General features: G+C 35.5%; 22 protein-coding genes and 1 other RNA gene. 10 read left to right on the forward strand and 13 right to left on the reverse strand.

From position 1 onward, the window contains the following. Window positions 1-33: 33 nt before the first annotated feature. Window positions 34-1,617, reverse strand: coding sequence for an AsmA family protein (locus tag PWU04_RS09200; RefSeq protein ID WP_274475784.1), 1,584 nt, complete (start codon window positions 1,615-1,617; stop codon window positions 34-36). Window positions 1,618-1,663: 46 nt separating this feature from the next. Here PWU04_RS09200 and PWU04_RS09205 point away from each other — a divergent pair, with 46 nt between their 5' ends. Together PWU04_RS09205 and PWU04_RS09210 are read left to right on the forward strand one after the other, a co-directional pair. Beyond that, complete coding sequence (locus PWU04_RS09205; RefSeq protein WP_274475786.1) at window positions 1,664-3,223, forward strand: FMN-binding glutamate synthase family protein; 1,560 nt, start codon at window positions 1,664-1,666, stop codon at window positions 3,221-3,223. Window positions 3,224-3,352: 129 nt separating this feature from the next. Beyond that, window positions 3,353-3,874, forward strand: coding sequence for a DUF7935 family protein (locus PWU04_RS09210; RefSeq protein WP_274475787.1), 522 nt, complete (start codon window positions 3,353-3,355; stop codon window positions 3,872-3,874). A gap of 4 nt (window positions 3,875-3,878) precedes the next feature. On the opposite strand, the gene PWU04_RS09215 is transcribed toward PWU04_RS09210, so the two are convergent. The 4 genes from PWU04_RS09215 to PWU04_RS09230 form a co-directional block, all read right to left on the reverse strand. After that, window positions 3,879-4,769 carry a patatin-like phospholipase family protein gene (locus tag PWU04_RS09215; RefSeq protein WP_274475788.1) on the reverse strand — a complete coding sequence of 297 codons (891 nt, stop codon included), beginning with the start codon at window positions 4,767-4,769 and terminating at the stop codon, window positions 3,879-3,881. A 15-nt stretch (window positions 4,770-4,784) separates the two neighbouring features. Continuing rightward, window positions 4,785-5,684 (reverse strand): patatin-like phospholipase family protein, encoded by a 900-nt coding sequence (locus PWU04_RS09220; protein ID WP_274475789.1) that lies wholly within the window; start codon window positions 5,682-5,684, stop codon window positions 4,785-4,787. Window positions 5,685-5,686: 2 nt separating this feature from the next. Beyond that, complete coding sequence (locus tag PWU04_RS09225) at window positions 5,687-7,693, reverse strand: M1 family metallopeptidase (protein WP_274475791.1); 2,007 nt, start codon at window positions 7,691-7,693, stop codon at window positions 5,687-5,689. 85 nt (window positions 7,694-7,778) lie between these two features. Then, the gene (locus PWU04_RS09230; RefSeq protein ID WP_274475792.1) at window positions 7,779-9,464 is read right to left on the reverse strand and encodes a peptide-N-glycosidase F-related protein; all 1,686 of its coding nucleotides are present in this window, start codon (window positions 9,462-9,464) and stop codon (window positions 7,779-7,781) included. Between the two features lie 118 nt (window positions 9,465-9,582). Between PWU04_RS09230 and recG the strand changes: the two genes are divergently transcribed. Continuing rightward, window positions 9,583-11,685 (forward strand): ATP-dependent DNA helicase RecG, encoded by a 2,103-nt coding sequence (gene recG, locus PWU04_RS09235; protein ID WP_274475794.1) that lies wholly within the window; start codon window positions 9,583-9,585, stop codon window positions 11,683-11,685. 15 nt (window positions 11,686-11,700) lie between these two features. Here recG and PWU04_RS09240 read toward each other — a convergent pair whose 3' ends face one another. Both PWU04_RS09240 and PWU04_RS09245 read right to left on the reverse strand, forming a co-directional pair. Next, window positions 11,701-12,912: a peroxiredoxin family protein gene (locus PWU04_RS09240; protein WP_274475795.1), complete on the reverse strand. Its 1,212-nt coding sequence runs from the start codon at window positions 12,910-12,912 to the stop codon at window positions 11,701-11,703. Window positions 12,913-13,040: 128 nt separating this feature from the next. Next, the gene (locus PWU04_RS09245; protein ID WP_274475796.1) at window positions 13,041-13,334 is read right to left on the reverse strand and encodes a hypothetical protein; all 294 of its coding nucleotides are present in this window, start codon (window positions 13,332-13,334) and stop codon (window positions 13,041-13,043) included. 124 nt (window positions 13,335-13,458) lie between these two features. Between PWU04_RS09245 and pheT the strand changes: the two genes are divergently transcribed. Beyond that, window positions 13,459-15,885 carry a phenylalanine--tRNA ligase subunit beta gene (pheT, locus tag PWU04_RS09250; protein WP_274475797.1) on the forward strand — a complete coding sequence of 809 codons (2,427 nt, stop codon included), beginning with the start codon at window positions 13,459-13,461 and terminating at the stop codon, window positions 15,883-15,885. Window positions 15,886-16,009: 124 nt separating this feature from the next. Continuing rightward, window positions 16,010-16,720: a hypothetical protein gene (locus PWU04_RS09255; RefSeq protein ID WP_274475798.1), complete on the forward strand. Its 711-nt coding sequence runs from the start codon at window positions 16,010-16,012 to the stop codon at window positions 16,718-16,720. Here PWU04_RS09255 and PWU04_RS09260 read toward each other — a convergent pair. Both PWU04_RS09260 and PWU04_RS09265 read right to left on the reverse strand, forming a co-directional pair. Continuing rightward, a complete protein-coding gene (locus PWU04_RS09260; RefSeq protein WP_274475799.1) occupies window positions 16,710-17,450 on the reverse strand; it encodes a sulfite exporter TauE/SafE family protein in 741 nt (246 codons plus the stop codon). The two genes, PWU04_RS09255 and PWU04_RS09260, sit on opposite strands and share 11 nt — an antisense overlap. A gap of 119 nt (window positions 17,451-17,569) precedes the next feature. Further along, a complete protein-coding gene (locus tag PWU04_RS09265; protein ID WP_274475801.1) occupies window positions 17,570-17,761 on the reverse strand; it encodes a cold-shock protein in 192 nt (63 codons plus the stop codon). Between the two features lie 166 nt (window positions 17,762-17,927). Here PWU04_RS09265 and PWU04_RS09270 point away from each other — a divergent pair, with 166 nt between their 5' ends. Next, window positions 17,928-18,164: a putative signal transducing protein gene (locus PWU04_RS09270; RefSeq protein WP_274475804.1), complete on the forward strand. Its 237-nt coding sequence runs from the start codon at window positions 17,928-17,930 to the stop codon at window positions 18,162-18,164. A 31-nt stretch (window positions 18,165-18,195) separates the two neighbouring features. Here PWU04_RS09270 and PWU04_RS09275 read toward each other — a convergent pair whose 3' ends face one another. After that, complete coding sequence (locus tag PWU04_RS09275) at window positions 18,196-19,821, reverse strand: ABC-F family ATP-binding cassette domain-containing protein (RefSeq protein WP_274475806.1); 1,626 nt, start codon at window positions 19,819-19,821, stop codon at window positions 18,196-18,198. Window positions 19,822-19,982: 161 nt separating this feature from the next. Here PWU04_RS09275 and PWU04_RS09280 point away from each other — a divergent pair, with 161 nt between their 5' ends. Continuing rightward, window positions 19,983-21,401, forward strand: a complete 1,419-nt coding sequence (locus PWU04_RS09280) for a TlpA family protein disulfide reductase (RefSeq protein WP_274475807.1) — start codon at window positions 19,983-19,985, stop codon at window positions 21,399-21,401. Window positions 21,402-21,473: 72 nt separating this feature from the next. On the opposite strand, the gene fsa is transcribed toward PWU04_RS09280, so the two are convergent. The 3 genes from fsa to ffs form a co-directional block, all read right to left on the reverse strand. Next, on the reverse strand, window positions 21,474-22,127 hold the full coding sequence (gene fsa / locus PWU04_RS09285) for a fructose-6-phosphate aldolase (RefSeq protein ID WP_274475808.1): 654 nt from the start codon (window positions 22,125-22,127) through the stop codon (window positions 21,474-21,476). A 44-nt stretch (window positions 22,128-22,171) separates the two neighbouring features. Continuing rightward, window positions 22,172-22,975, reverse strand: a complete 804-nt coding sequence (locus tag PWU04_RS09290; RefSeq protein WP_274475810.1) for an SDR family oxidoreductase — start codon at window positions 22,973-22,975, stop codon at window positions 22,172-22,174. A gap of 102 nt (window positions 22,976-23,077) precedes the next feature. After that, window positions 23,078-23,176: signal recognition particle sRNA small type (ffs, locus tag PWU04_RS09295), an RNA gene on the reverse strand. Between the two features lie 89 nt (window positions 23,177-23,265). On the opposite strand from ffs, the gene PWU04_RS09300 reads away from it, so the two are divergent. From PWU04_RS09300 to PWU04_RS09310, 3 genes are read left to right on the forward strand one after another with little or no spacing between them, the layout of a single operon-like run. Then, window positions 23,266-24,303 (forward strand): glutaminyl-peptide cyclotransferase, encoded by a 1,038-nt coding sequence (locus PWU04_RS09300; RefSeq protein WP_274475811.1) that lies wholly within the window; start codon window positions 23,266-23,268, stop codon window positions 24,301-24,303. A 20-nt stretch (window positions 24,304-24,323) separates the two neighbouring features. After that, on the forward strand, window positions 24,324-24,716 hold the full coding sequence (locus tag PWU04_RS09305; protein ID WP_274475812.1) for an acyl-CoA thioesterase: 393 nt from the start codon (window positions 24,324-24,326) through the stop codon (window positions 24,714-24,716). 51 nt (window positions 24,717-24,767) lie between these two features. Then, window positions 24,768-26,363 carry a hypothetical protein gene (locus tag PWU04_RS09310; RefSeq protein ID WP_274475813.1) on the forward strand — a complete coding sequence of 532 codons (1,596 nt, stop codon included), beginning with the start codon at window positions 24,768-24,770 and terminating at the stop codon, window positions 26,361-26,363. Window positions 26,364-26,486: the final 123 nt, after the last annotated feature.

Genomic DNA, 26,486 nt, shown 5'->3' on the forward strand with positions numbered 1-26,486 from the left:
ACCCTTAATATTTATCAATAATTATAAACAAATTTAGGGACTTTTACTAGTTAAGACCTTTAACAGAGCACCTTTGGTATTTTTCCAAATAAAATTAAAAACAGATTTTGTTTTGTCTCTTTCTATGCTCTTTATTTTAGTTTCTTTTTTTTGGTTTGATCTTTTACCACTATCCTTATCCACTACAAGATTTACAATCTTGGAAAGTAGTTTATTCTTCTCGGTTCCATCTTTCCTCAAAACAACCACGTTTAAATCATCGTACTTTATTTGCAGATCTATATTTGAACGTTTTGCATTTCCCTGAATGGCAAGCCTAGTATGATTTATTTCCCCTTCTAATTTGGATCTTAAATTGGGTTCTAAAAATTTATTCAATTGTTCTGCCTTAAGTTTTCCCAACCTAGCGTTAAAAGTAAATGCATCATCTGTATTATTAACATCAAAATTCCAATCCACATCAATTGGTGTATTTCCCATAAAATTAGACTTGACTTTAATTTTTGTTTTAATGGGAGATTTATAGGTATTTGACAAATTTTCGATAGATGCATTGAATTTTGAAAAATCCAGTGTCCCTCCTTTATTTTCCCATTTCACTTTTTCGGTATAGGAAATTTGCCCATCAACAATATTGACCTGATTTACATTTAATGAAAATGGCAAATCTCTCAACATTTCACTGTAAAGCTTCTTCACTGTTAAATCATTTGCAACCAATTTGTCCCGATACACATTAAGTTTGGGAGTCATGACACTCATCAATGAGGAATTTATACATAAGGTTGAGTCAGTAATGAATCTAAAATAAAAACCACTTAATCTCACACTATCGCAAATCAAATCAAAATGATCACGTTCTGTTTTTATTATTCTCGAAAAACGTTCTTTACTATACTTTGTATAAAGCTTTATCTTTGTGAAAACAGAGTTTTCTTTGCTTAAAACCGAATGAGACACATTTAATGTCTCGTACTCTCCTACAGCACATGTCAAATCGTTTAACGATAGTTGGTAATCGTCATAAAGAAATGGAACCTTCTCCTTCAAAGTGCTTTGGGCAGTCTCAACATCATCAATTTCAAAATCAAATTTAGTAACAGATACCATTGTAGAATCTGTTTCTTTATCCACCATTTTGAAGTTCCCATTTTTTACACACAATTGTTTAAACTCCAATCCTTTTTTTATCTTCTCAATATTTAATGTGTTATATTTTTTTGACGGAATAGCTTTGTAGTGATAATATACTATTGAAGGAGATACTAGCTCAATTCCACCAACACTAATTTTATCTGAAAGAAAATAGTTTAAGTAACTTACATTGTTTATCAAAAGCTTTTGAACTTCAACAGTAACAATGAAATCATTGGTTACTTCTCCTTTGTTTAAAACAGATAAATGATCAATCTGCAAATCTCCCTTTAACAAATTCAGGACAATGTCTTGATAGTCGACTTTCACTGTTTCAGGTAATGAATTCGCTAAATAATTTTCAATCTTATGAACCAAAATACTTTTGAGCACAAAAAAGCTTATCACTGCAAGAGTCAGCATTGATATTGACACCCAAACCACTCTTTTTCTTTGCTTTATCATTTTATAAAGATATGCCATTACATGAATTATTTTTTAAATAACTTTACTTACAAAGCTGAATTACATGGATACTATTTTAGATTTTTTAGCCAACCTAAATTGGTGGATGTGGATTTTAATTGCACTAATTATTATCGGCATTAGAGACGTGCTGCAACGTCCTCACACTATAAGTCACAACTTCCCAATCATTGGTCATTTACGTTATTTATTGGAAAGTATAGGCCCTGAAATGCGACAGTATTTTGTTGCTAACAACAGAGAGGAGTTACCATTTAACCGCATTGAACGTGGATGGATTTACGCCTCGGCTAAAAAAGAAAATAATTATGAAGGTTTTGGCACCGACCGCGATATATATGCCCATCAGCATATCTTTATAAACAATGCCATGATACCGTATAAAATTTCTCACGATCACCCCAATGCAGTTGATAAAACTTTCCTCCCTTGCGCAAAGGTTATGGGGCTTTACAATAAACGGGAAAAACCCTATCGCCCGGCTTCTGTGATTAATGTTTCTGCAATGAGTTTTGGATCGTTATCGGCAAGGGCAATTGAGTCGTTAAATCGTGGCGTAAAAATCGCCGATGCCTATCATAATACAGGCGAAGGAGGGCTTTCTCCATACCACAGCCACGGAGGCGACGTGATTTTTCAATTCGGAACTGCCTACTTTGGGGTTCGGGATATTCACGGAAACTTTTCAATGGCTAAACTAAAAGAACTTGTAAATACAAATTCTTTTATAAGGGCTATTGAGATAAAACTATCACAAGGTGCCAAACCGGGAAAAGGTGGGGTACTACCTGCAGCAAAAATTTCTCATGAAATTGCTCGCATTCGCGGGGTTGAAGTTGGTAAAGATGTACTCTCCCCTCCCAACCACTCTGCGTTTTCTAACGTTCCTGAAATGGTCGATTTCATTGAATCTATAGCGAAAGTAACCGGCTTACCCGTAGGGATTAAAGCTGCTATAGGGAAATTGGAGCAATGGTATGAACTGGCAGACATTATGAAGACAACTGGAAGAGGTCCAGACTTTATAACAGTTGATGGTGGTGAAGGAGGAACAGGAGCAGCCCCTCCTAGTTTTGCCGATCATGTTTCATTACCCTGGGTCTATGGATTTAGTGACCTTTACAAGGTTTTTCAAGAAAGAGGTTTAACCGACCGCATTGTTTTTATTGGTGGTGGAAAATTAGGTTTCCCAGCTAAAGCCGCAATGGCTTTTGCCATGGGAGCCGATTGTATTAACGTCGCTAGGGAGGCTATGATGAGTATAGGCTGTATTCAAGCTCAATCATGTCATACCAATACCTGTCCGAGTGGTGTTGCTACACAAAACAAATGGCTACAAAGAGGTATTGATGTCCCATTAAAATCATTACGATTGGGACAATATTTTAAAACCTTCAGAAAAGAGTTTGTTGAAATCACCCATGCGGCAGGATACGAACATCCTTGTCAATTTAAAATGGCTGATATTGATGTTAATGTAGATGATCATCACCTATCAAAGGAGCTTAGTAAAACTTACATGTACAACAAAACACCTGTTCCTTTCACCGACATGCAAACCTTAAAAGATTGCCCTTTCCTAGGGGGCAAGTATCGAAAATAATTTAATGAGGAAACCCTAGAGTAATTTCCAGAATGATGATTTACTTTGTTATTACAATAATGTAAATTTTTAAATGTTGTAAAGTTTGTAAAAACGCATTAAGTTTGCTCAAATTCATAAAAAACTCAAATGAACGCCGATAATATCATTAACCTATTTTCTTACGCAATTCCAACACTAATTACCGGAGCAATCGCCTATTACTTTTTTAAGGAACACACCAAAAATGAAGATGGCCGAAGACGATACATGCTTAAAAAGGATATGCAGGTAAAAGCTATGCCATTGCGTTTACAGGCTTACGAAAGAATGGTTTTGTTTTTAGAGCGAATCAGTCCTTCAAAGCTTTTAATACGTGTGTCACCTACATCGTCTAACAAAGAAAATTACGAATCTTTACTTATCAAAAATATTGAACAGGAATTCGAACATAACCTCTCTCAACAAATCTATCTTAGTGAAGAATGTTGGAACATCATTGTAGCTTCAAAAAATGCTACCATTCAGCTGATTCGCAAAGCAAGTATGTTAGAAAAAACGGACTCGGCCAATAAATTAAGAGAAGTTGTGCTTACCGAAATGATGGAAAAGCAACCTCCAAGTGATGCTGCTCTATCGTATATCAAAAAAGAAGTTAGTGAGATGTGGTAGTTAATTACTCCTCCACAAGATCTCTGTTTTTTGCATAATTAAATCCCTGCTCCCACCACTGTACCATCAATCGTTTACTAAATATCAAAGAATTTTCGGTAAGCTGTGTTGGGGTGTAGTATAGATTGAGCTTAGCATTGTTTGATTTTGCTGCCATTTTACCTATCATTACATCATGATGTTCTACTTGGTCTAATAAATGTCCGAAGAGATTAATCATTAAAGAAAAGGGATTTTTCCCCAAAACCTTAATCCTATCCAATTGTTCCGATTCCAGGATAATAGCATCTATTTCGGTTGCCCCTCTGTTAATTGCTTCTCGTATTGGGATTACACAGCCTAAGCCTCCATCTGCATATTCATAACCATTTACTTTCGCCAAGGACATAAAAGGAATATAGTTACAAGAAATCCAGATCCATTCACAAAACTCTTCGTAATTAAAATCATGAATGGATTTATATTCTACTTGTCCTTTAGATAAATTTGCAACGGTTACAACTACATCTTCTTTAGTGGACTTTATAAGCTCATATTCTTCTATGGTAAAGTTTTTCTTAATATTTCTTCTTAGCGCTTTACTTTCCCCAAAAGTGCGTTTTCTTTTAATAAACTGTAATACCGAGTTTATGTAATTGATTGAAACGTATTCCCTTCCGTCCTTTTTGTGCTGAACAAAAGGATTTATACTAAAAATATCACCTTGCTTAACATTAGTAAAAATATGATACAACTTTTCAACTTTATTCACTGCCAAAAACGGAATAAGCATACTTCCTGTTGAAGTTCCTAAAAACATATCGTACTCTTTACCCAACTCCTGCATAAGATATTGTGCAACACCCCCTGCAAAAGCACCTTTACTTCCTCCTCCCGATATAACTAATGCTCGCATACTTTGGTTTTAGCTCTATTCTAACTGACTTGTTTCTTGGTTCTTAAATTTCGCAAAATTATATCCGCTTTGCCACCACCCTATCATTTTCTCTTCCTTAAAAATGAGAGAATTGGTCGTTAAAACCGTTGGTGTGTAATAAAAATTGATGATAGCATCGTTATGTGTAGCTACGAATTTACCTATCCTAATATTTTGATGTTCTATACGATTTAACATAAAGTTAAACATATTTGTTAGTAAAGAAAAGGCATTTCTAGATGGTAATCGATTTAATTGGCTGATTTCAGTTTGAAGTATGATAGCATCGACCTCTTTTGCCCCCCTATTTATTGCTTCCTCGATAGGAACCATGGCCCCCATCCCTCCGTCTGCATATTCACAACCAAACTTTCTAACTAATGTCATGAACGGTGTATAATTACAGGAAATCCATATCCACTCACAAAAATCTTCATATTCCCAATCGTTAATAGATTTATACTCTACTTGATTTAATGATAAATTAGAAACTGTTACAATAATTTCTTTAGTAGATGATTTAAGTTTAATAAACTCATCTTCGGTAAATGTTTCCCTTATTAATTTTTTTAGGTTGTAACTTTCACCAAAAGTTTTGCTTCCCTTTAAAAAGTTCTTCAACACATTCAGGTGGTCAATGGCAATGGTATCAGTTCCATACTGTGTTTTTATGGTAAAAGGACATACATTAAAAATATGATCATTATTAACCGATGTGAATACTTTTTTAATTTTTTCAGTTTTATTCAAGGCCAAGTGCGACACTAACAAGCTACCTGTAGAGGTTCCCAGAAATAACTGGTAATCCCGTTCCATTTCTTCAATAAGATATTGCGCCACACCTCCGGCAAAAGCTCCCTTACTACCACCTCCAGAAATGACTAAAGCCTTCATTATTATTTTCCTGAATTTTGAATTTCGGTTATTGTTAAACCATACTTTGGGTTCTTTTTTAAAGCACTCAATAAATCCTTGGACGACTTTTTCAGACGCCAATTGAAATGTTTTGATGCATCTACAAGATTTTCTAACGCTTCCCTATTAAACAAATTCATGCTTCTTAGGTACATAAAAGCGCTCTCCCGTACCTGATAATCATATTGCGGAGAAGTGTAGGATACCAGCTCCTGAAAACAATCTTTTTTCTTTTCAGGTTGATAATCGGGTGTAGACAATGAAAGTACCAACCACAGCATGCGTACATTTTTATCATTGAACCCAACTACATCCTTTGTTTTATCTAAATACTTATATCTTTCATCAGGAAAGTTAACCCATAAATGATACAGTGCAGCTTCAATGGTTGCATATGAGGGGTCGTTTAAAAGGCTTTCGTAATCTGTTTTATATTCCAAAGGAATATTTGAAATAGATTGGGCAATGGCTTGCCTAACCTTAAGGTCATCGACTTGAAAAGCTGAAGCTAATCCGTCTACATTTAAATCAGTTACAATTTTTTGTTTTATTCTATAATTAGAGTCCGATTCCAGAAGTGCTTCACAGTCCATAGAAAAACACTCAATGGAAAGATAACCGTCAATCAGTTTGGATTTCTTTCTCAAATGATCAACAACATCATCAAATTCAAAAACATCGCTCTTAAGCCAAATATCCACAAATGAACTTAAATTCTTTTTACTCGTTTTTTCTATCTCCCTGATAAAATCATCGGTAGTAACGTTTTTGAATTTATACTTCGTCAAATAATTTTTCACTCCATTCCTAAATGCATCATCTCCTACTTCTTCCCGTAGCATATATAATGCCAAGGCTCCTTTTTGGTAGAATGTTAAACTACTCGATTTTGGATTAAGCAATGCAGTTCCATTACCTGCTTTTTCCTGATCTTTTAATTGTTCCGCAGACTCATAAAGTCCCCAATAGAAATGATCATCTCCAAACAACGAGCGTTCTGCCAACATAGCAAAATATGTAGCAAAGCCTTCCTGTAACCAATGGTGAGCACCTGAAGTTTCGGTAACTAAATCACCGAACCATTGATGTGCTAGCTCATGGGCATTTACGGTTACATAATTTCTATCCGGAAAGGATTGCTTATCAATAAAAAAAATATCTGAAAATATAGTGGCGCTTGTATTTTCCATACCTGAATACAAAAAGTCGTGCACTGGAATCTGCTTGTAATTTTGCCAAGGAAAAGGCACTCCTATTTCTTTCTCTAAAAAATCGAATATTTCCTTAGAATACCGATAAGTAGGTTCGACCCTATTTTCATACTCAGGATAATAATATAGGTTCATAGGAATTCCTCTAGAGGACTTTAAATTCTTCTGGCTATACTTTCCTATGGCTATTGCCAATAGGTAACTACTCATGGGTTTATCCATATCGTAGCTCCAACGTAAAAGTGAATCATTAACAATTACTTTTTTTAAAAGTTTTCCATTTGCTATAACCTCATACCCCTTGTTGAATGTAATAGATAAATCGAATTCAACTTTTTCGTTCATATCGTCAAAACTGGGCAACCAATGACTAGTGTATTTACCCTGCCCTTGTGTCCATATTTGATTTCTACCTGCGTTATCCCACCCCACAAAATACATTGCTTTTTTTGGATTAACAGAATATTTCATCACCAAGCTATGCTTACTGTTTTCTACCAGAGAATAAGGAATCAGTAATTGATTCTCACTTTCAATAAAAGCTACAGAATTATCATCAACTTCAACCCAATCAAATTGCATAGATCTTGCGTCAACCTTTATAGTATCAATATCAGCCAAAACATCGAAAGCATAGGTTACAGTTCCTGAAACCCTCTTCTCCAAGGGACTAATGAACAAATCTGCTTTAGCGTGGGTAAAATCCAATTTTTGAGATTCTTGAGACCAAACATAAAAGGAGGTAAAGACACTTAAGATAAATACTACATATTTCATACATCTAAGATACTAAAGCTTATCACAAAAAAGAAAGCACACTAAAAAATTAGTGTGCTTAAATATACTTTGGATTGTAAAAAAATTATTCTACGATTTCAGGTTTTTCTATTGGAGAATTGCTTTTTACAACAGCAAATGTTGATATTGCATAATATGCATGTGGATTCGAATTCGAAGATTGAAGGTCATTTGTCCAGTCTTCAAAATCATATTCAAAATCAAAAGCTCCTCCTGCCATGCTATTTGCAAACTGGTCCACTCTTACCGGAACAGCCATACCAGGACACCAGCCCGCTCTATCTGGAGACCAATTTCCATATTGAGGTTGTACTGGATTTTGTCCGCAACCAATAGGTCCCATTTCATGGGTAAACATAGCTGCATTATCAATTCTCACATCATGTGTTCTAAAACACCATTCAGCACAGGGTCTACCATCATTATCTGTTGGTGTTGCGTGTCCCCAACCAGTAATAATTGTTCTCAAATGCGTATTTTCTGCGTTGGCAGGAATATTCACGGTTTTAGTTAAATCAAAAGCAGATGCATCTTCACCATAAATCACACCCTGAAGAGAATTTCCATTATATTGGATCACTCTAGATATCGCGTAATAAGGGTAATCAGGTGTACCTTCAATATAGTCAAAATCAACTGTTACCAACCATCCATCAGCACCCCATACCTCAACAAATGTTCTTAACTCAACATTACCCGTCAACATTGATTTAAAGTCGGTCACATCTATTTCGAAACCACGATCCAATTGATGATTATCAACACCATAAGGAGTTATGTAACGCCCTAATTCATACCATTCACCTGAAGCAACATCCTTCACTTGAACGTTAGCATAAACATCCCAATCATTACATCCTCCTGTAGGACACTCCAACTTAACATACATCTTAATAGATTGCACATCACTTAAGTCCGACGGCAGGTTAAAGGTTTGTACAGAAGATTGGCTTAATCCACTACCAAAAGCCAAGTGTTGTTGATTATATGTTCTATAAGATTCAGGTCCACCAGTTCCCAATAATGAAACTTCAACACTTGTTACTGCTTCACTTTGAATGTTTAACATACCTTCAACCTCACCTACGATTTCCGGATTGAATTTCACATAAACAGTATTTACATTATTAGCATTAGCTGCAGAAATTTGAAGTGAAGTCTCAAAAGTTTCGTTGTCTAATGAAATCTCAAACCCTTCATTAGAAATTAATGATATATCATTTTCCAATTGATACCCCTTAACAGTAAAAGTTTCAACCGATGGTTCTGCGTTTATGGGAACACTTCCAAAGTTAAGCGATAGACTTGATACTTCTATAAAAGGCAATCCCTCACCCATCACATCTAGCACCACAGATTCAGCATCTTCTGACTCAAAAGTTATTGTCCCAGAAATATCACCAACGGCAGATTCTGCAGGAGCAAATCTTACATATACAATATTAGTTGAATTGTTGGCATCTTCCATAGTAATGGTAACCTGTTCTGTAAATGTTTCATCGTCCAATGACACTTCAAAATTATCTGAAGCATTAATAACCATCCCAGCATTTAAATTTTGTCCTTCAACAGATATATTTTTAGAGGCTGAGTGGCTAAGTACATCGGTTGCCTCAAAAATGGTTATTGCACCATTTACAGTAATTTGCGGTTCATTGGTTGTATCGTCATCACTACAGTTTGTTACCGCGATAAACAACAACAAAGCGCTGAAAAATGAAAGTTTCGTTTTGAGTTGAGTTAGTTTCATAAAGTTTATTTTTGTTTTAAGCGCCCTAAATTATAAATTATTAGCATTTTTTTTAGAAAACCTATACTTTAGTTTTCCAATTTTGTATAATCTGTAATAAAGCTATACTTTTCTGTTCATGCCTATTAACCTACAGACCCCAATTGATTATTTAAAAGGTGTTGGACCTAATCGCGCCGATTTATTACGTAAGGAAATGGGCGTACACACTTATCAAGATTTAATTAACCTGTTTCCTAACAGATATCTCGATCGTACCCAGTACTACAAAATTGGGCAATTGCAACCTAACAGTTCAGAAATACAAATCATTGGTCAGGTTGTTAGCCTACAGGAAGTAAAACAAAAACGCGGTAAACGACTAGTTGCTGTTTTCAAGGATGAAACAGGAAGTATGGAACTGGTTTGGTTCCGTGGCCATAAGTGGATAAAGGACAGTATTAAACTGCATAGATCCTATGTCATTTTTGGAAAAACCAATTTTTACAGTGGAAAATTCAGTATGCCCCACCCTGAAATGGAACTTCTTGAAGATCACAAAAAGAGTTTGCGATCTGCTATGCAACCTATATACCCTTCTACAGAAAAACTATCTAACAAAGGTATAACTAACCGTGTAACAGGTAAAATAATACAACAGCTGTTCGTTGAAACCAATGGCCGTTTTGCAGAAACTTTGCCTGAATCACTAATACAAGAGCTCAATTTAATGAGCAAACAGGAAGCACTTTTTAACATTCATTTTCCAAAAGACCAAAATCATCTTGCTCGAGCTCAGTTTAGGTTAAAGTTTGAAGAACTATTTTACATTCAGCTTCAACTCATTTTAAAAAACCTAATCAATAAATCGAAACTTAAAGGTTTTCCATTTGAAATCGTTGGAGACTATTTCAATACTTTTTTTAAATCCTGCCTACCTTTTGATTTGACAAACGCTCAAAAAAGGGTAATAAAAGAAATACGTAATGACATGGGTAGCAATGCCCAGATGAATCGACTTTTACAGGGAGATGTTGGCTCTGGAAAAACTATTGTAGCTTTAATGGCAATGTTATTAGCTTTGGACAACGGCTTTCAGGCCTGCTTAATGGCACCAACTGAAATCCTTGCCACTCAACATTACAATGGCCTATCTGACTATTGCGAATCTTTAGACATAAACATACAATTGCTTACTGGTTCAACAAGTACTTCATCCAGAAAAATTATACATCAAGAACTTGAAAATGGCGAACTACAAATTCTTATAGGTACACATGCACTTCTTGAAGACAAAGTAAAGTTTAAAAACCTAGGACTGGCTGTTATTGATGAACAACATCGCTTTGGTGTGGCACAACGCAGTAAACTTTGGAAGAAGAACATTACACCTCCCCATATATTGGTTATGACGGCAACACCTATTCCTCGAACACTTGCCATGTCTGTTTATGGTGATCTCGACATTTCGGTTATAGATGAACTTCCTCCGGGTCGACAAACCATCAAAACTGTTCATCGCTATGACAACAACCGGTTAAAGGTATTTGGTTTTGTTAGGGATGAAATTGCTAAAGGCCGTCAGGTTTACATTGTTTACCCTTTAATTCAAGAAAGTGAAAAAATGGATTATAAGGATTTGATGGACGGTTATGAAAGTATTGCCAGAGACTTTCCAGCCCCTAAATATCAAATCTCTATTGTTCATGGAAAAATGAAACCAGCAGACAAAGACTACGAAATGCAACGTTTTGCTAAGGGAGAAACTCAAATTATGGTGGCTACTACAGTAATTGAAGTTGGTGTAAATGTACCTAACGCATCGGTTATGATTATTGAAAGTGCCGAACGCTTTGGACTTTCACAGTTACATCAGCTAAGAGGTCGTGTAGGAAGAGGTGCTGAGCAGAGTTATTGTATTTTAATGACCAGCCATAAACTAAGCGATGACAGTAAAACACGCTTGGAAACCATGGTAAAAAGCAGTGATGGTTTTGAAATTGCCGAAGTAGACCTTAAACTTCGAGGACCTGGAGATATCATGGGAACACAACAAAGTGGCGTTCTTAACCTAAAAATAGCCAATATCGTAAAGGACAAAGATATTATGCAACATGCTAGATATCATGCAATGAAACTACTCAAACAGGACCCTAAACTTGCAAGCCCAAAAAATACCGTTGTTTTGGAAACCTACCGTCAATTGAGCAAGTTCAAAAATATTTGGAACTACATTAGTTAATCTAAATTATCATATTTACTCAGCAATAAGCTCATTTACAAAAATATTGAAGTCTTCTACAAACTCAATATATTTTTCACCCGTTGCCGGTCCATCAAATCCAGTGTGTATTTTTCTCACTTTTCCTTGTTTATCAATAAATATGCTTGTAGGATAAGACAGAACTTTATTTAACATTGGTAATTTTTCCTGGGCCTGCTCCTTGCTTGATGTTCCATATTGAGCCAAAAGCACAGGATATGTTATCCCTACGTCTTCTTTTAAACGTTCCAAATTCCCGATGGCTTTCTCCTGTGTTTTCACATACTCAAAAGCCAAGGCTACAACTTCTACTGGCTTATCTTTGTTTTCATTATAGTATTTTGAAAAAAAACGACTTTCATCCAAACAATTTGGACACCAACTTCCCATTAACTGAACTATGACAACCTTATTTTTAAACCTATCATCTTCTAAAGAAATTAAATTACCCATGACATCTGGAAAAGAAAAAGATACTTTGTCATATCCCGGATTAAGAAATGTTAAACTATCGGCATTTGGTAACTCAAATTCCTCATTACGTTTAGCTACAAAAGGTTCTTTAAAGTGGCTACCAGAATAAAATGTTCCAGTCATTGTAGAATCAGTTACTGTAGCGGTAAACAAATAAGCATGAGCTCCGTCGAAGGTAGATAGTTTTAACTTATTACCATCTATTACACCTTCCAAAAAACGATAATCTCCAGTAGTTGTCCTAAAGGTTCCTGTTACTTTTTGACCAGACTGCTTAAACACCCCTTGGGCCAAATACTTTTCTTCATAATCATTTGGGTTAAATATAGTTTCCCAATTCCCTGAAATATCAGTTTTGGACTTCTCTAAAACATCAAAACGTTCTTTTTCTCCCCAAACGGCTTCAAAAGATACTAATCTGTTTAAATTGGGGGTTATATACTTCCCTTTTAAAGTATCTCCATTAAATTTAGCCGCCAAATAACCCTCAAAAACAGGAGGATAAATAAATACTGAATCTTTTTTATAAATAACCTTATTTAAATGAATAATTTCTTCAGCATTATAAATTTCCATCGATTTATCACTAATCACCTTAAAATTAAAAGGTAAAACAGATGAGTCATTGACCTTGAGTTCTGCTCTATAAATACCTTTTTTAAGTTTTGGTTGAACCTTTTTTTGACAACCTATCAAACAAATCAAGCAAGTAATGGCAATAAATTTCCTCATATTTCTTAAAAATCCTGTGGTAAACAAATTCAATAACTCAAAAACAAAAAAAAAAAGACGCTAATTATAAATCAACGTCTTTTCTGTTTAGGCTTCTAACACTTAAAAATTAACTTAATTGCCCTGTATTATTTAGAAGCAGTAGCTAATTCTGCTTTATAATAATCTTCTTGATCAATTAGTACTGCCAACCTTTTCTCGTAAGCTTCTGCAGTCAGGGTGCCTTCATCTTTTAATTTCTTCAAGTGATCTTTTTCTACCTGAATTTGATCTAAATGTTCCTGAGCTAATTGAGCCTTAGTTTTTTGAGGGGCTGTAGCTTCTGTCTTAATAGCTGATTTTGATTGTTGTGCCATGGCACTTTGACTACCAGCCAGGGCTATGATGCCCACTACAGCTATTGCATAACTTAGTTTTTTCATAGGTATATTCGGATTTTAAAATTCGATTTTAGATTAATAAAAGGCTAAAAATACAATTTTTAGGTCAATGTTTGAATGCTATGACCAATATTTTATCTTTGCAGACTTAATATAAGCACCACATATGAAGATTTCTTATAATTGGATTAAACAATTCCTTAAAACAGATTGGACTGCAGAACAAACCGGCGAACTCCTTACAGATTTAGGTCTTGAAGTTGAAGGCATTGAGGCTTATCAATCTGTGAAAGGCGGATTGGAAGGTGTTGTTGTTGGTGAAGTACTAACTTGCGAACAACACCCAAATGCCGACAAATTAAAAATTACCACAGTAAATATCGGTCATGAAGAAGCAGTACAAATTGTTTGTGGTGCACCTAACGTGGCAGCAGGCCAAAAAGTACCTGTAGCAACAATTGGCACAACACTATATACCGAAGAAGGTGAAGCTTGGACTATCAAAAAAGGTAAAATCCGCGGAGAAGCCAGTTTTGGGATGATTTGTGCCGAAGACGAATTGGGTCTAGGGAAATCGCATGACGGAATCATGGTATTAGATGCCAAACTTAAGCCTGGTACCCCTGCAGCAGATATTTTTGAGGTAGAAAACGATCAAGTATTCGAAATCGGGTTAACTCCAAACCGCTCTGATGCCATGAGTCACTGGGGGACAGCTAGGGATTTAAGAGCTGGTCTTATACAGCGTGATATCCATACTGAAATGATTACACCTTCAGTAAGTGCTTTTTATGTTGAAAACAGAACACTTAAGATTGATGTTGATGTACTGAACAAAGATTTGGCTCCACGTTACTGTGGTGTGACAATGACAGGTTTAAAAGTTACTGAATCTCCAGATTGGTTAAAGCATCGCTTAAAAGCTATTGGATTAACCCCAAAGAACAACGTTGTTGACGCTACCAATTATGTCATGCATGAGTTGGGTCAACCACTCCACGCTTTCGATACTAGTAAAATAAGCGGTAATAAAATAGAAGTAAAGACCGTTAAAGCTGGCACTAAATTTATCACTTTAGATGAAGTAGAACGAGAACTACACGAAGATGATTTAATGATATGCGACTCGGAAAAACCAATGTGTATTGCAGGAGTTTTGGGTGGAATTGAATCTAGCGTTAGCCAATCTACAACCAGCATATTCCTTGAAAGTGCCTACTTTAATCCTGTTAGCATCAGAAAGACAGCAAAACGCCATGGTTTAAATACTGATGCTTCTTTTAGATTTGAGCGTGGTATCGATCCTAATATTACAGAGTACGCACTAAAACGAGCTGCACTTCTTATTCAAGAGCTAGCTGGTGGTGATGTTGCCTCCGATGTTATTGATTCTTATCCAAACAAGATTGAGGATAAAATTGTAAGACTAAGTTTTGAAAATGCCAAGAAGCTTATTGGAGAAGAACTTCCTAAAGAAACTATCAAGCGCATATTGACATCCTTAGATATTAAGGTAAATAACGTTACCGAAACAGGCTTAGGCCTAACGGTTCCAGCCTACAGAAATGACGTTTTGAGAGAGGCTGATGTTATTGAGGAAATATTAAGGGTTTATGGTTATAACAATATAGGTATTACCGAAAAACTAAATGCTTCAATTTCCAACAGCTCTAAATTTGAAGATTATAAGCTTCAGAATGTTATTGGAAACCAATTGGCATCACAGGGTTTTTTCGAAATGATGGCTAACTCACTTACAACTCCATCATACATCTCACTTAGTGAACAGCTAAAGGAAGATCACAATGTTACCATGCTTAATCCATTAAGTAATGACTTATCTGTTCTTAGACAGTCTATGTTATTTTCTGGATTGGAATCTTTAGCTTATAACATTAATCGAAAGCGCAATAGATTAAAGTTGTTTGAATTCGGAAAAACATATCATGATTTCAACGGAAATCGTGAAGAATTTAAACATCTTTCACTTTTTGTGACAGGAACAAAGTCATATGAAAGTTGGCATACTCCTGAACAGCCTAGTGATTTCTTCTATTTAAAGGGAATTATCAATGTTATTTTAGAACGTTTAGGCATTTCAAGATATAAAACTGCTCCAATCAATAATGATCTATTAAGCGAAGGGATGCTATACGAATTAGGCAAAATGCAATTGGTTAGTTTTGGTTTAGTTAAAAAAACTGTATTAAAGCATTTCGACATCGGTCAAGAAGTGCTGTATGCTGATTTCAATTGGGACGCCATAATAGATATGGCCAAGAGAAATAAAATATCTTTCCAGCCAATACCAAAATACCCTGAAGTACGTCGTGATTTTGCACTTTTGCTTGACAATAAAGTAACTTTTAACGAGATATACGATATTGCTGGAAAAACTGAAAAGAAACTTTTAAAGGCTGTTAATCTTTTCGACGTTTACCAAGGAAAAAATTTACCAGAAGGCAAAAAGAGTTATGCTGTGAGTTTTACATTCCAGGATGAAGAAAAGACTTTAACAGATAAGCAAATTGATAAGATAATGAATAAACTCCAAAAGAGTTTTGAAACACAACTGGGAGCCGAACTAAGGTAGCCCTGTCAATACAGATATAAGTTTAAAAGTCCTTAATTGCTATACATCAGCAATTAAGGATTTTTTTTTAACATCTATTCTCCTGCTGTTTTCGTAAATTTATGGGTATCAATCACTTGACAAAATGGGGGTAGATATAACATCTAAATTAAAAAAACACCGCAACAAGCAATTAGGTGGTAAAGCCATTTTAAACATGGTTAAAGCGTATTTGGATGAAGACCTCAAACACGACACACAAATTCACAACACTTTAGAAAAAGGATCTAAGAATGAAACAAATACTTTTGATTTGGATCTTCTTGATTCTGATAGAATCTTTCACATTGACTCAATAAAAAAAATATGTATTACTTACCGCCTGAGGTTTTTGGATAGTAGCCTATTTAAGGGAGATTATCCATACGAAGCTATTAAGGAAATAAAACGGCTTGAAGTTAAGCATAACATCAAACTCCATGGATTTAAAATTGTTGCTCCCAGCAAACTTTTTAAACTTGAAAACTACGACGATCCGTTACTATTTGCTCCTATCGGAAACGGTTATTATTTTTTAATTCATCATTGGGGAAATGAACTCAATAAATGGAGAAAATGGCTGATGTTGCCTTTCAAAAATTTGGATACTTTGATTGTAAGTGCTCTTTTAACAACCTTGCTCTTGACCTTATGTGTTCCATGGTCTGTTTACGACTCAGGAAAAGAAACATCTCAGTTTTTATTAGTATTCTTCTTTATGTTTAAAATTGTGGGATTTATCATTATTTTCTTTGGTATTAGTCGAGGAAAAAACTTCAACTCCGCTATTTGGAACAGCAAATATTTCAACCATTAATTTGAATAACGGTTTTGATTAAAGTCATAAGCCCTATTAGAAGAATTAAAATCAGTGATCCCTTTTTAAAATTCTCTTGAGATATTTTGTTTAGTATCAATTTACCTACGTAAGTACCTAAAAATCCTATTCCAACCAAAAAAGGGATATAAATAAGTACCTCATTGGTTACATATCCATTAAGTACATATACGACACTTCTACTAAAATCAACAAAAAAATCAATCCCTGCAGATGTTGCAATAAAGACTTGTTTTTCCAAATTAAAAGCAGCCATCGTAAGTCCACGAATAGCCCCACCAGTACCTAAAATTCCCGCCAACAAACCAGACAAACTCCCTCCTAGAGCAGCTTCTTTTTTATGTGGTTTAAAAACTAAATCCTTTTTAATAAGAAACAATAAACTTAAAGCAACCAAAAAGACACCTAAGAACAACTCCAGCAAAAATGCATCCAGGTACTTACTGGCAATACCTCCTAAAATCACAAAAAGTACTGCAGGAACTCCTATAGTGATCATTAACTGTTTACTTACTCCTTTTCTGAACAGTGCAATTTTACTTAGGTTACTTGCCACATGAAATAATGCTGTAATACCCAATACCGTTTGAAAAGGGAAATAAAAATTGGCAAGGGGCACAAAAAACACTGAAGATCCAAAGCCTCCAATAGTACCTATAATCTCTGCCAAAAGAGCCAGTAAAAGAAATGTGAATTCTAAATTTTTCAATACGGTTAGTATGGTTGTTATTCTAAATTTAAGAAAATAACAGCAACTTATACAGGAAAGTTATAAGCACAAAAAACCCTGCAAATTTGCAGGGTTTTCGTTCACATAAAAAATGAGAATTAAATAACTTTTACATTTATAGCGTTTAAGCCTTTTTTTCCTTCCTTTAATTCGAACTCTACAGCATCTCCTTGAGAAATTCTGTCTACTAATCCAGAAATGTGCACAAAATACTCGCTTGTAGAATTATCTTCAACAATAAATCCAAATCCTTTAGTTTCGTTGAAGAACTTAACTGTTCCGTTTTTCACTGTAATAAAATAATAAATTAATAAAGTCTAAAGATAACATTTAATAAATGCAATCGATAATAAATTAATTTATTTTTTTGGAAACAAAATGTAATTCAAACACGACAATAAATGCACTCCAAATATTTTGTATATTTATTAGACTATACCTTAAAAGCAAAGCCTAATGATAGAGTCTGAATACACACGAATATATACAGGAAGTTTTATTGTAATGCGTCGCATATTGGATGACCTTGAAGAAAAAGGTATCAACGCCATAGTTAAAGACGACTCCGAATCTGGAAGATTAGCAGGCTTCTTAGCTCCCATACCTGGACAACAAGAGCTTTATGTACACAACGACGAATTAGTCATTGCTATGGAAATTGTAAACACTGTTAAAGCTGAATTAGAGTTATAAAAAAAGTCCTGAAAAATCAGGACTTTTTGTTTTATGCTGTTACCGAGTACATTTGATTTCTCTGCTCCTTAATTTTAGGATCTTGCATATATTCATCAAACGTCATGTACCTATCAATTACTCCATTTGGCGTTAACTCTACAACACGGTTACCCACAGTTTGAGCAAACTCGTGATCGTGAGTCGTAAATAATACTGTTCCCTTAAAATTCTTTAAGGAATTGTTGAAAGCGGTAATACTTTCAAGGTCTAAGTGATTTGTTGGTTCGTCCAACATTAACACGTTAGCTCTAATCATCATCATTCTGGACAGCATACAACGTACTTTTTCCCCTCCTGATAACACGTTACACTTTTTTAAAGCTTCTTCTCCACTAAATATCATTTTACCTAAGAATCCACGAATATAAACCTCTTCGCGCTCTTCTTCTGTTGTAGCCCATTGACGCAACCAATCTACCAAAGTAAGTTCGCTGTTAAAGTATTCACTGTTGTCCAATGGCAAATACGATTGTGATGTTGTAACCCCCCAAGCATATTTCCCTGCATCTGCTGCTTGCTTACCGTTTATAATTTGATAAAAAGCTGTTGTAGCTCTTGAATCTCTTGAGAATACGACTACCTTATCGCCTTTAGCTAAGTTCAGATCAACATTCTTAAACAACAGTTCCCCATCAATTGAGGATTCCAATCCTTCGATGTTCAGGATTTGGTCTCCAGCCTCACGTTCACGTTCAAAAATAATTGCTGGATATCGACGACTTGATGGCTTTATCTCCTCGATATTTAACTTATCAATCATTTTCTTTCTACTGGTTGCCTGCTTACTTTTCGCCACGTTAGCACTAAAGCGAGCTATAAATTCCTGAAGTTCTTTTTTCTTTTCTTCAGCCTTCTTGTTCTGCTGTGCACGCTGTTTAGCTGCCAATTGAGAAGACTCGTACCAGAACGTATAATTACCAGAGAAGTGGTTTATTTTACCAAAGTCGATATCCGAAATGTGTGTACAAACCGCATCAAGGAAGTGACGGTCGTGAGATACTACAATCACACAATTGTCATAATTTGCCAAGAAGTTCTCCAACCAAGAAATAGTTTCATAATCCAGGTCGTTGGTAGGCTCATCCATAATTAGCACATCTGGATTACCAAAAAGAGCCTGAGCCAAAAGTACACGTACCTTTTGTTTACCGTCAAGGTCTTTCATCAAGGTATAGTGTAGATCTTCTTTGATCCCTAAGTTAGAAAGCATTGCTGCAGCATCACTTTCAGCATTCCAGCCATTCATTTCCTCAAACTGAACCTGAAGCTCTCCAATTTTCTCGGCATTCTCGTCTGAGTAATCTGCATAAAGGGCATCTATTTCAGTTTTAATTTTAAACAATGGCTTATTCCCCATTATTACAGTTTCTAAAACAGGATTCTCATCGTAGAGATTATGATTCTGCTCTAAAACAGACATACGCTTTCCCGATTCTAAATGGACATGACCGGAAGTAGCATCCATTTTTCCTGAAAGTATTTTTAAGAAGGTAGACTTTCCGGCACCATTTGCCCCAATAATACCGTAACAATTTCCTTGGTTAAACGTAGTGTTTACCTCGTCAAAAAGCACGCGCTTTCCAAATTGTACCGATAGGTTAGAAACTGATAACATAACAGTAATTTTAAATTTCCGCAAAAGTAGGCATTTCAGAGCATAAGACGAAACAAAACACAGTGTTATTAACATTTAACAGCGCATTAACAGCAGGTCTAATGCACAAGGCATATTTTTGTATTAGTGGTAATTGCGCCCGATAAACACCCACAAAACCTATGAGAGCTTTCTTTCTATATACAATATTAGCATTTTGCTTAATAAACTGTAGGCATAAAATACCTGAACCCCAAAGTGATTTCGCATATCTTGGAGGTGAGGTTATCAATGCTAACAGCAACTTTGTTGTTTTATACAAAGAACATACTGTTGTAGATACTGTTCCGTTAACAAACAATCGCTTTATATATAAAATAAACCACCTTGAGTCAGGTCTTTATACATTTGCTCATGGCGGTGAAATCCAAATGGTACTTTTAGAACCTCAAGACAGTATTATGTTTCGCTTAAACACCTTGGATTTTGATGAATCTTTAGTTTTTACAGGTAAGGGAGCTAAAAAAAACAACTACCTAATCAATATGTTCCTTGAAAATGAAAAGGAGAATGAAAAGGTATTAAAGTACAGCCAATCAAAACCCAAAACCTTTGAAAAAAGCCTCGATTCCTTGAAAGAAATTAAACTTAAACGTCTTGAGACTTTTAAAACAAAATTTGAAACAACCCCCTTATTTGATGAAATAGCTCAAGCTAATATTGACTATAATTACTACCTAAGTAAGGAAGTGTATCCTTTTGCATACTATGGCAGCAACGAATTGAAAAACCTTCAATCTCTACCCGAAGATTTTTACAGTTACAGAGAAAATATTGACTATAACAACAATGTCCTTAGAGATTATTTCCCTTATTACTATTTTCTAAGATATCATTTTAACAACCTAGCACTACAAGAACATTTCAAGCATTCAAACGATAGTGTTTTTGACAGAAAATCGCTTGATTACAACTTAGATAAAATTAAGTTAATCGATAGTTTGGTTTCAAACGATTCCATCAAAAATGGACTATTAAAAGATACAGCTATCAGGTTTTTAAATACAAATAAGAATGTTGATGAATATGACGCTCTAATAGACGCCTATTTAAAAAGCAGCACTAGCAAAACTCAAAAGAGACAAGTCTCTAACTTAGCAAATTCTTTAAAACGCCTGAGAACTGGCAGCTCTTTACCTAATATTGAAATTACTGATTACAACAATCAAGATTTATCTATTCATTCCATAATCGATAAGCCTACTGTGATTTACTTTTGGTCATATACCATTAAAGGACATTTTAAGGAAAGTCATTATAAGATAAAAAGCCTTAAAGCAAAATATCCAGAAGTAGATTTTATAGCAATCAATATTAACAGTGGCGACCCAAAGTTCTGGAAAACATCCTTAAAGGAATTTAACTTCCCAGCAGAAAATGAATATCAATTTAAATCGCCGCTTAGGGCTAAAGAAACCTTAGCTATTAACGCCATTAATAAGGTGATGATAGTAGATAAAAACAGTAAAATTGTTGATTGCAATGCCAATATGTTCTCTCCTATGTTCGAGGAAGAAATTTTAGGACTCATCAGCAAATAAACCGATATAGGATATTTGCATAAAAAAAACTCCAGTAGAACTGGAGCTTTTTTGGTTTATCAAGAGATAATATTAATTTCCTTTCTTATAATCTTCCAAGAATTTAGCTAGCCCAATGTCTGTAAGTGGGTGTTTCAACAAACCATCTATAGAGCTTAACGGTCCTGTCATTACATCGGCACCAATTTTAGCACAATCAATTACGTGCATAGTGTGACGTACAGAAGCCGCTAAAATTTGAGTTTGGAAAGCGTAGTTGTCATATATATGACGTATTTCAGAAATCAAGTTCAAGCCATCAGTTGAAATATCATCCAAACGACCGATAAAAGGAGACACATAAGTTGCTCCTGCTTTAGCAGCTAAAAGCGCTTGACCTGCAGAAAAAACCAAAGTTACATTGGTTTTAATTCCTCTTTCAGAGAAATATTTACAAGCCTTAACTCCATCTTTGGTCATAGGAAGCTTAATTACAATCTGCTCGTGTAATTCAGCTAATTCCTCTCCTTCTTTTACCATCCCTTTAAAATCGGTAGAGATTACCTCAGCACTTACATCACCGTCAACAATATTACAGATATCTACATAATGTTTTAAGATATTGTTTTTACCGGTAATTCCTTCCTTGGCCATTAACGACGGATTAGTTGTTACCCCATCTAAAACCCCTAGATCCTGAGCTTCTTTAATCTGGTCAAGATTAGCTGTATCAATAAAGAATTTCATATTTAATATGCTTTATAGTTGTGTTTTACATTTGCGCTGCGAAGTTACAACTTATAATGATTAAGCAGTAACTTTTCATAAACTTTGTCAGGCAATATGCGCTTAAGGACAATAGAGAATTTCTGCATGAACTCCCCTACTTTATAATGAACTTTTGGTTTATCGGTATTGATAATTTTATATACGGCTTTAGCCATTAATAAAGGATCTTTCCCAGTATCCACATGCTCATCCATCAACTTTAAGGTATTTCCGTATGGACCTTCATATGGTGACCCCGAATTAACTGGAGCATGAAAACGCCCCGAAGCAATATTGGTGGCAAAATCTCCAGGTGCTACGTTGGTCATATGAACATTGAAATCCTTCAATTCCATTCTGAATGCTTCAGTAAGTAACTCGAGTGCACCTTTACTGGCACTGTAAATCCCTCTGTAAGGCAAGCCCATGTAACCCGCTATAGATGTCACATTAATAATCAACCCTGATTTTTGTTTACGCATTTGTGGCAGAACAGCCTTGATGACGTTAATAGGTCCAAAAAAATTGGTTTCGAAATTGTTTTTAATTTCCTCATCAGGAATTTCCTCAATAGGACCAGTAATTCCAACACCAGCATTATTGATAAGTACATCCAAACGGCCCTCTGCTGTGATAACCTGCTCTACTGCAGATTTGATAGTTTCTGTATTTCTAACATCCAAGGCAACAATAGGAAACTTGCTCATTTTATAGTTTTCTGGAGAACGGCTCGTACCATAAACAGTCATTCCCTGTGAAGAAAGATATTCTCCAATACTTTTTCCTATTCCAGAAGAACCTCCAGTAATCAATACCACTTTAGACATAAACTTTTTGGGTTTAGGGTTAGAAGCGTCAAAAATACAAATAAATGACTCCTGAAAAATGAATATTTGGAAGAGTTTGAGAAGGTAACTTTAGCGCATAAAAAAAGGCAAGCTACCTACATCACACCGCTACGACCACTTACCTTTGCTGCGTTCCCGCCCTGGAGGATTCAGCAGGAGCTGGTTGTGTAGGACTTGCCGGGTGCAAATATACGACCTTTTAATTTCTTTGCAATGATTTTCTAAACTGATTTTTAATAAATATCTTGCCTCAAATAAAAAAACAACCCATGAAAACCATCAATCGTCTTAGTATCATATTATTATCAGCTATAACTTTTTCTTGCGGGAACTCAACCGAGAACAAAAAAAACGATTTTTCAATTGCTACTAACGCCCAAGGGAACAGTTTAACCATTGATGAAACTTTAAAAGTATCTCTTAACAACCCAAAAAAACACGAAATATCATCGGTAACCTATACTTTGGATGGTAAAACTATCTCAGAAAACACACCCCTTTCAAATTTTAAATTAGGAAAACACAAAATTGAGGCAATTGTCAAATTTGATGGCGAAACACAAACCATCACCCACCCTCTTCTTATTTTAAACACTAAAGCACCTAAAGTGCTAACTTTTGAAACGCGTAATATCTATCCGCACGACATTACTTCGTATACTCAAGGATTGGAATTTCACAACGACACCCTATATGAAAGCACTGGGCAATACGGTAGTTCTAAATTGAGAAAAGTTAACCACTTGACTGGTGATGTATACCAAAACATAGATCTTGAAAACATTTATTTCGGTGAGGGTCTTACTGTTTTAAATAATAAACTATATCAGTTAACATGGCAAAGAGGTCGGGGTTTTGTATACAATCCTACCACTTTGAAAAAAGAAAGCACTTTCAACTATGGTAACAGTAAAGAAGGTTGGGGATTGTGTAATGACGGAAAGGTAATCTATAAAAGTGATGGTACCGAGAAAATCTGGATTTTAGATCCAGAAACCCTTGCCGAGAAAAGTTACATTCAAGTGTACACCAATAAAGGAAAGATTGGTCGTATTAACGAAATGGAATGGATAGACGGAAAAATTTATGCCAATATTTACCAGCGCGATGGTGTAGCTGTCATCAACCCTAAAAACGGCGCAGTAGAAGCTGTAATTGATTTCAGTCCTTTGAAAAAAGAGATTACTCAGCACCCAAAATTGGACGTGCTTAATGGTATGGCCTTTAATCACAATACTAACACCCTATTTGTAACTGGAAAACTTTGGGACAAACTGTTTGAAGTAGTGGTAACCGAAAAACAATAGATAAAATCCAGACATCTACCATGGCAAAAGTTTACGAAACAATTATTGAAGTAACCGAAGAACACCTTGACCAACAAAACCACGTAAACAACGTAGTATACGTGCAATGGGTTCAAGATATTGCTTGGGCGCATTGGGATAAAACAGCAACCAAAGCCATGACAGATGCCTACTATTGGGTGATGATAAATCACTTTATAGAGTATAAAAAGGAAGCTAAACTTGGCGACAGCATTAAGGTGAAAACCTATATAGTTCGTTCCGAAGGCGTTCGCTGTGTAAGAGCAGTTGAGATAAGCAATGCCGATTCAGATGTTCTTTTGGCTAAATCGGAAACCCAGTGGTGTTTAATAAGCCGCAATAATAACCGACCTGCTCGAATACCGGAAGACATACAAGAGCTCTTCCTTTAGCCTAAGCCACTTTATCAAAAAAGTTTACTTTTACAGAAATTGAAACATCAGATGAAACGTACCTTATATTTTATATTCACAATTGGCTTTATCCTGTTATGGAGTTCTTGCCGCAAGGATTTTGAATTCACTCCAAACACTGGACAATTGGAATTTTCTAAGGATACAGTTTATCTCGACACGGTGTTTACTAATATTGGATCCAGCACCTATAATTTAAAAGTTTACAACCGCAGCAATGAAGACATTGTTATCCCTACTGTTAAGTTGAGCTCGGGAGCAAACTCATTTTATCGGATGACTATCGACGGGATGACAGGTCAGGACAATGCTGTCGGCAAGGTATTTGAAAATGTTGAATTATTGGCCAAAGACAGCATGTTCATCTTTATTGAAACCACTGCTGATATTGAGGCTTTGGCTGCATCTCAAACCCAATATCTTTATACCGAAGCCATTGAATTTGATAGCGGTGACGATCTTCAAAAGGTAGAATTGGTTACTTTGGTCAAAGATGCCATTTTTATCTACCCTCAACGCAGTACCAACCCAGAAACAGGAGAAACCATAATTGAGACTCTGAACTTCGATGTTGATGGAGATGGTATAGATGATGAAACAGAAATCCAAGGACGTTTTTTGGCAGATAACGAATTAACGTTCACTAACGAAAAACCATATGTAATTTATGGCTATGCAGGGGTTGACACAGGTAAAACCTTAACTGTTGAAGCAGGCGCAAGGGTACATTTTCATGCCAACTCCGGTTTATTGGTTACTAGCGGAGCTTCTCTACAAGTAAATGGAACACTTAGCAATAGCCCTGGGCTTTTGGAAGGCGAAGTTATTTTTGAAGGAGACAGATTGGAACCAGATTTCGAGGATGTTCCTGGTCAATGGGGAACCATTTGGTTGTTTAACAATAGTCAAAATAATAGCTTTGACCACGCTACAATAAAAAATGCCACTATAGGTATTCTAAGCGAAGGTAATCCAGATGCACCAACAGATAAACTCATATTAAAAAACACTCAAATTTACAACTCCAGTAATTTTGGGGTTTTAGGAAGAAACACCTCTATTAAAGGTGAAAATATTGTGATTAATAATTCTGGTCAAGTATCTTTTGCCGGTACATTTGGAGGAAAATATAATATGACACATTGCACCTTGGCAAACTACTGGAACAATAGTTTTAGACAATACCCATCTGTGCTAATAAACAACTTTGTTATTGATTCTGAAAACACAGCCTATATAGCCGACCTTGTCGAAGCCAACTTCAATAACTGTATCATTTATGGAAATGACAACCCTGAATTCCTTGTTGACGAACTGGAAGACGAAGCAGTTGTGTTCAACTTTAAATTCACCAATTGTTTACTCCGTTTTCAAGACAACAGTAATTTTTATAGTGGTGACAACTACGATTTTGACAATCCTGAACTTTACGAGAACATTATCTTCAATCAAAATCCAGATTTTAAGGATCCATTCAATAATGAAATGATTATCGGTGAGGAGTCAGCTGGGATTAACCAAGCCAATCAAGATTTTTCGAACCAAGTGCCTAACGACATTCTTAATGTAAATAGAACTTCAACACCTGACATAGGCGCTTACCAGCATACGGTTTTTGAAGAGTAACTTTTGTTGCCCTGTCCTGAAAACAAATTAATTCTTGGGTTTTCAACTATTGCGAGCAATACATAGTCAATAGTATTGAGCTTTACAGTTATTAATTCTTAACTTTAAGAATTAAATCATGCT

This window comes from Mangrovimonas aestuarii (assembly GCF_028767185.1).
Classification (GTDB): domain Bacteria; phylum Bacteroidota; class Bacteroidia; order Flavobacteriales; family Flavobacteriaceae; genus Mangrovimonas_B; species Mangrovimonas_B aestuarii.

Bases quoted from the DNA above. Each gene is read 5' to 3' on its own strand.
- PWU04_RS09200 (WP_274475784.1), bottom strand. From the start codon at position 1,617: ATGGCATATCTTTATAAAATGATAAAGCAAAGAAAAAGAGTGGTTTGG.
- PWU04_RS09205 (WP_274475786.1), top strand. From the start codon at position 1,664: ATGGATACTATTTTAGATTTTTTAGCCAACCTAAATTGGTGGATGTGG.
- PWU04_RS09210 (WP_274475787.1), top strand. From the start codon at position 3,353: ATGAACGCCGATAATATCATTAACCTATTTTCTTACGCAATTCCAACA.
- PWU04_RS09215 (WP_274475788.1), bottom strand. From the start codon at position 4,769: ATGCGAGCATTAGTTATATCGGGAGGAGGAAGTAAAGGTGCTTTTGCA.
- PWU04_RS09220 (WP_274475789.1), bottom strand. From the start codon at position 5,684: ATGAAGGCTTTAGTCATTTCTGGAGGTGGTAGTAAGGGAGCTTTTGCC.
- PWU04_RS09225 (WP_274475791.1), bottom strand. From the start codon at position 7,693: ATGAAATATGTAGTATTTATCTTAAGTGTCTTTACCTCCTTTTATGTT.
- PWU04_RS09230 (WP_274475792.1), bottom strand. From the start codon at position 9,464: ATGAAACTAACTCAACTCAAAACGAAACTTTCATTTTTCAGCGCTTTG.
- recG (WP_274475794.1), top strand. From the start codon at position 9,583: ATGCCTATTAACCTACAGACCCCAATTGATTATTTAAAAGGTGTTGGA.
- PWU04_RS09240 (WP_274475795.1), bottom strand. From the start codon at position 12,912: ATGAGGAAATTTATTGCCATTACTTGCTTGATTTGTTTGATAGGTTGT.
- PWU04_RS09245 (WP_274475796.1), bottom strand. From the start codon at position 13,334: ATGAAAAAACTAAGTTATGCAATAGCTGTAGTGGGCATCATAGCCCTG.
- pheT (WP_274475797.1), top strand. From the start codon at position 13,459: ATGAAGATTTCTTATAATTGGATTAAACAATTCCTTAAAACAGATTGG.
- PWU04_RS09255 (WP_274475798.1), top strand. From the start codon at position 16,010: ATGGGGGTAGATATAACATCTAAATTAAAAAAACACCGCAACAAGCAA.
- PWU04_RS09270 (WP_274475804.1), top strand. From the start codon at position 17,928: ATGATAGAGTCTGAATACACACGAATATATACAGGAAGTTTTATTGTA.
- PWU04_RS09275 (WP_274475806.1), bottom strand. From the start codon at position 19,821: ATGTTATCAGTTTCTAACCTATCGGTACAATTTGGAAAGCGCGTGCTT.
- PWU04_RS09280 (WP_274475807.1), top strand. From the start codon at position 19,983: ATGAGAGCTTTCTTTCTATATACAATATTAGCATTTTGCTTAATAAAC.
- fsa (WP_274475808.1), bottom strand. From the start codon at position 22,127: ATGAAATTCTTTATTGATACAGCTAATCTTGACCAGATTAAAGAAGCT.
- PWU04_RS09290 (WP_274475810.1), bottom strand. From the start codon at position 22,975: ATGTCTAAAGTGGTATTGATTACTGGAGGTTCTTCTGGAATAGGAAAA.
- PWU04_RS09300 (WP_274475811.1), top strand. From the start codon at position 23,266: ATGAAAACCATCAATCGTCTTAGTATCATATTATTATCAGCTATAACT.
- PWU04_RS09305 (WP_274475812.1), top strand. From the start codon at position 24,324: ATGGCAAAAGTTTACGAAACAATTATTGAAGTAACCGAAGAACACCTT.
- PWU04_RS09310 (WP_274475813.1), top strand. From the start codon at position 24,768: ATGAAACGTACCTTATATTTTATATTCACAATTGGCTTTATCCTGTTA.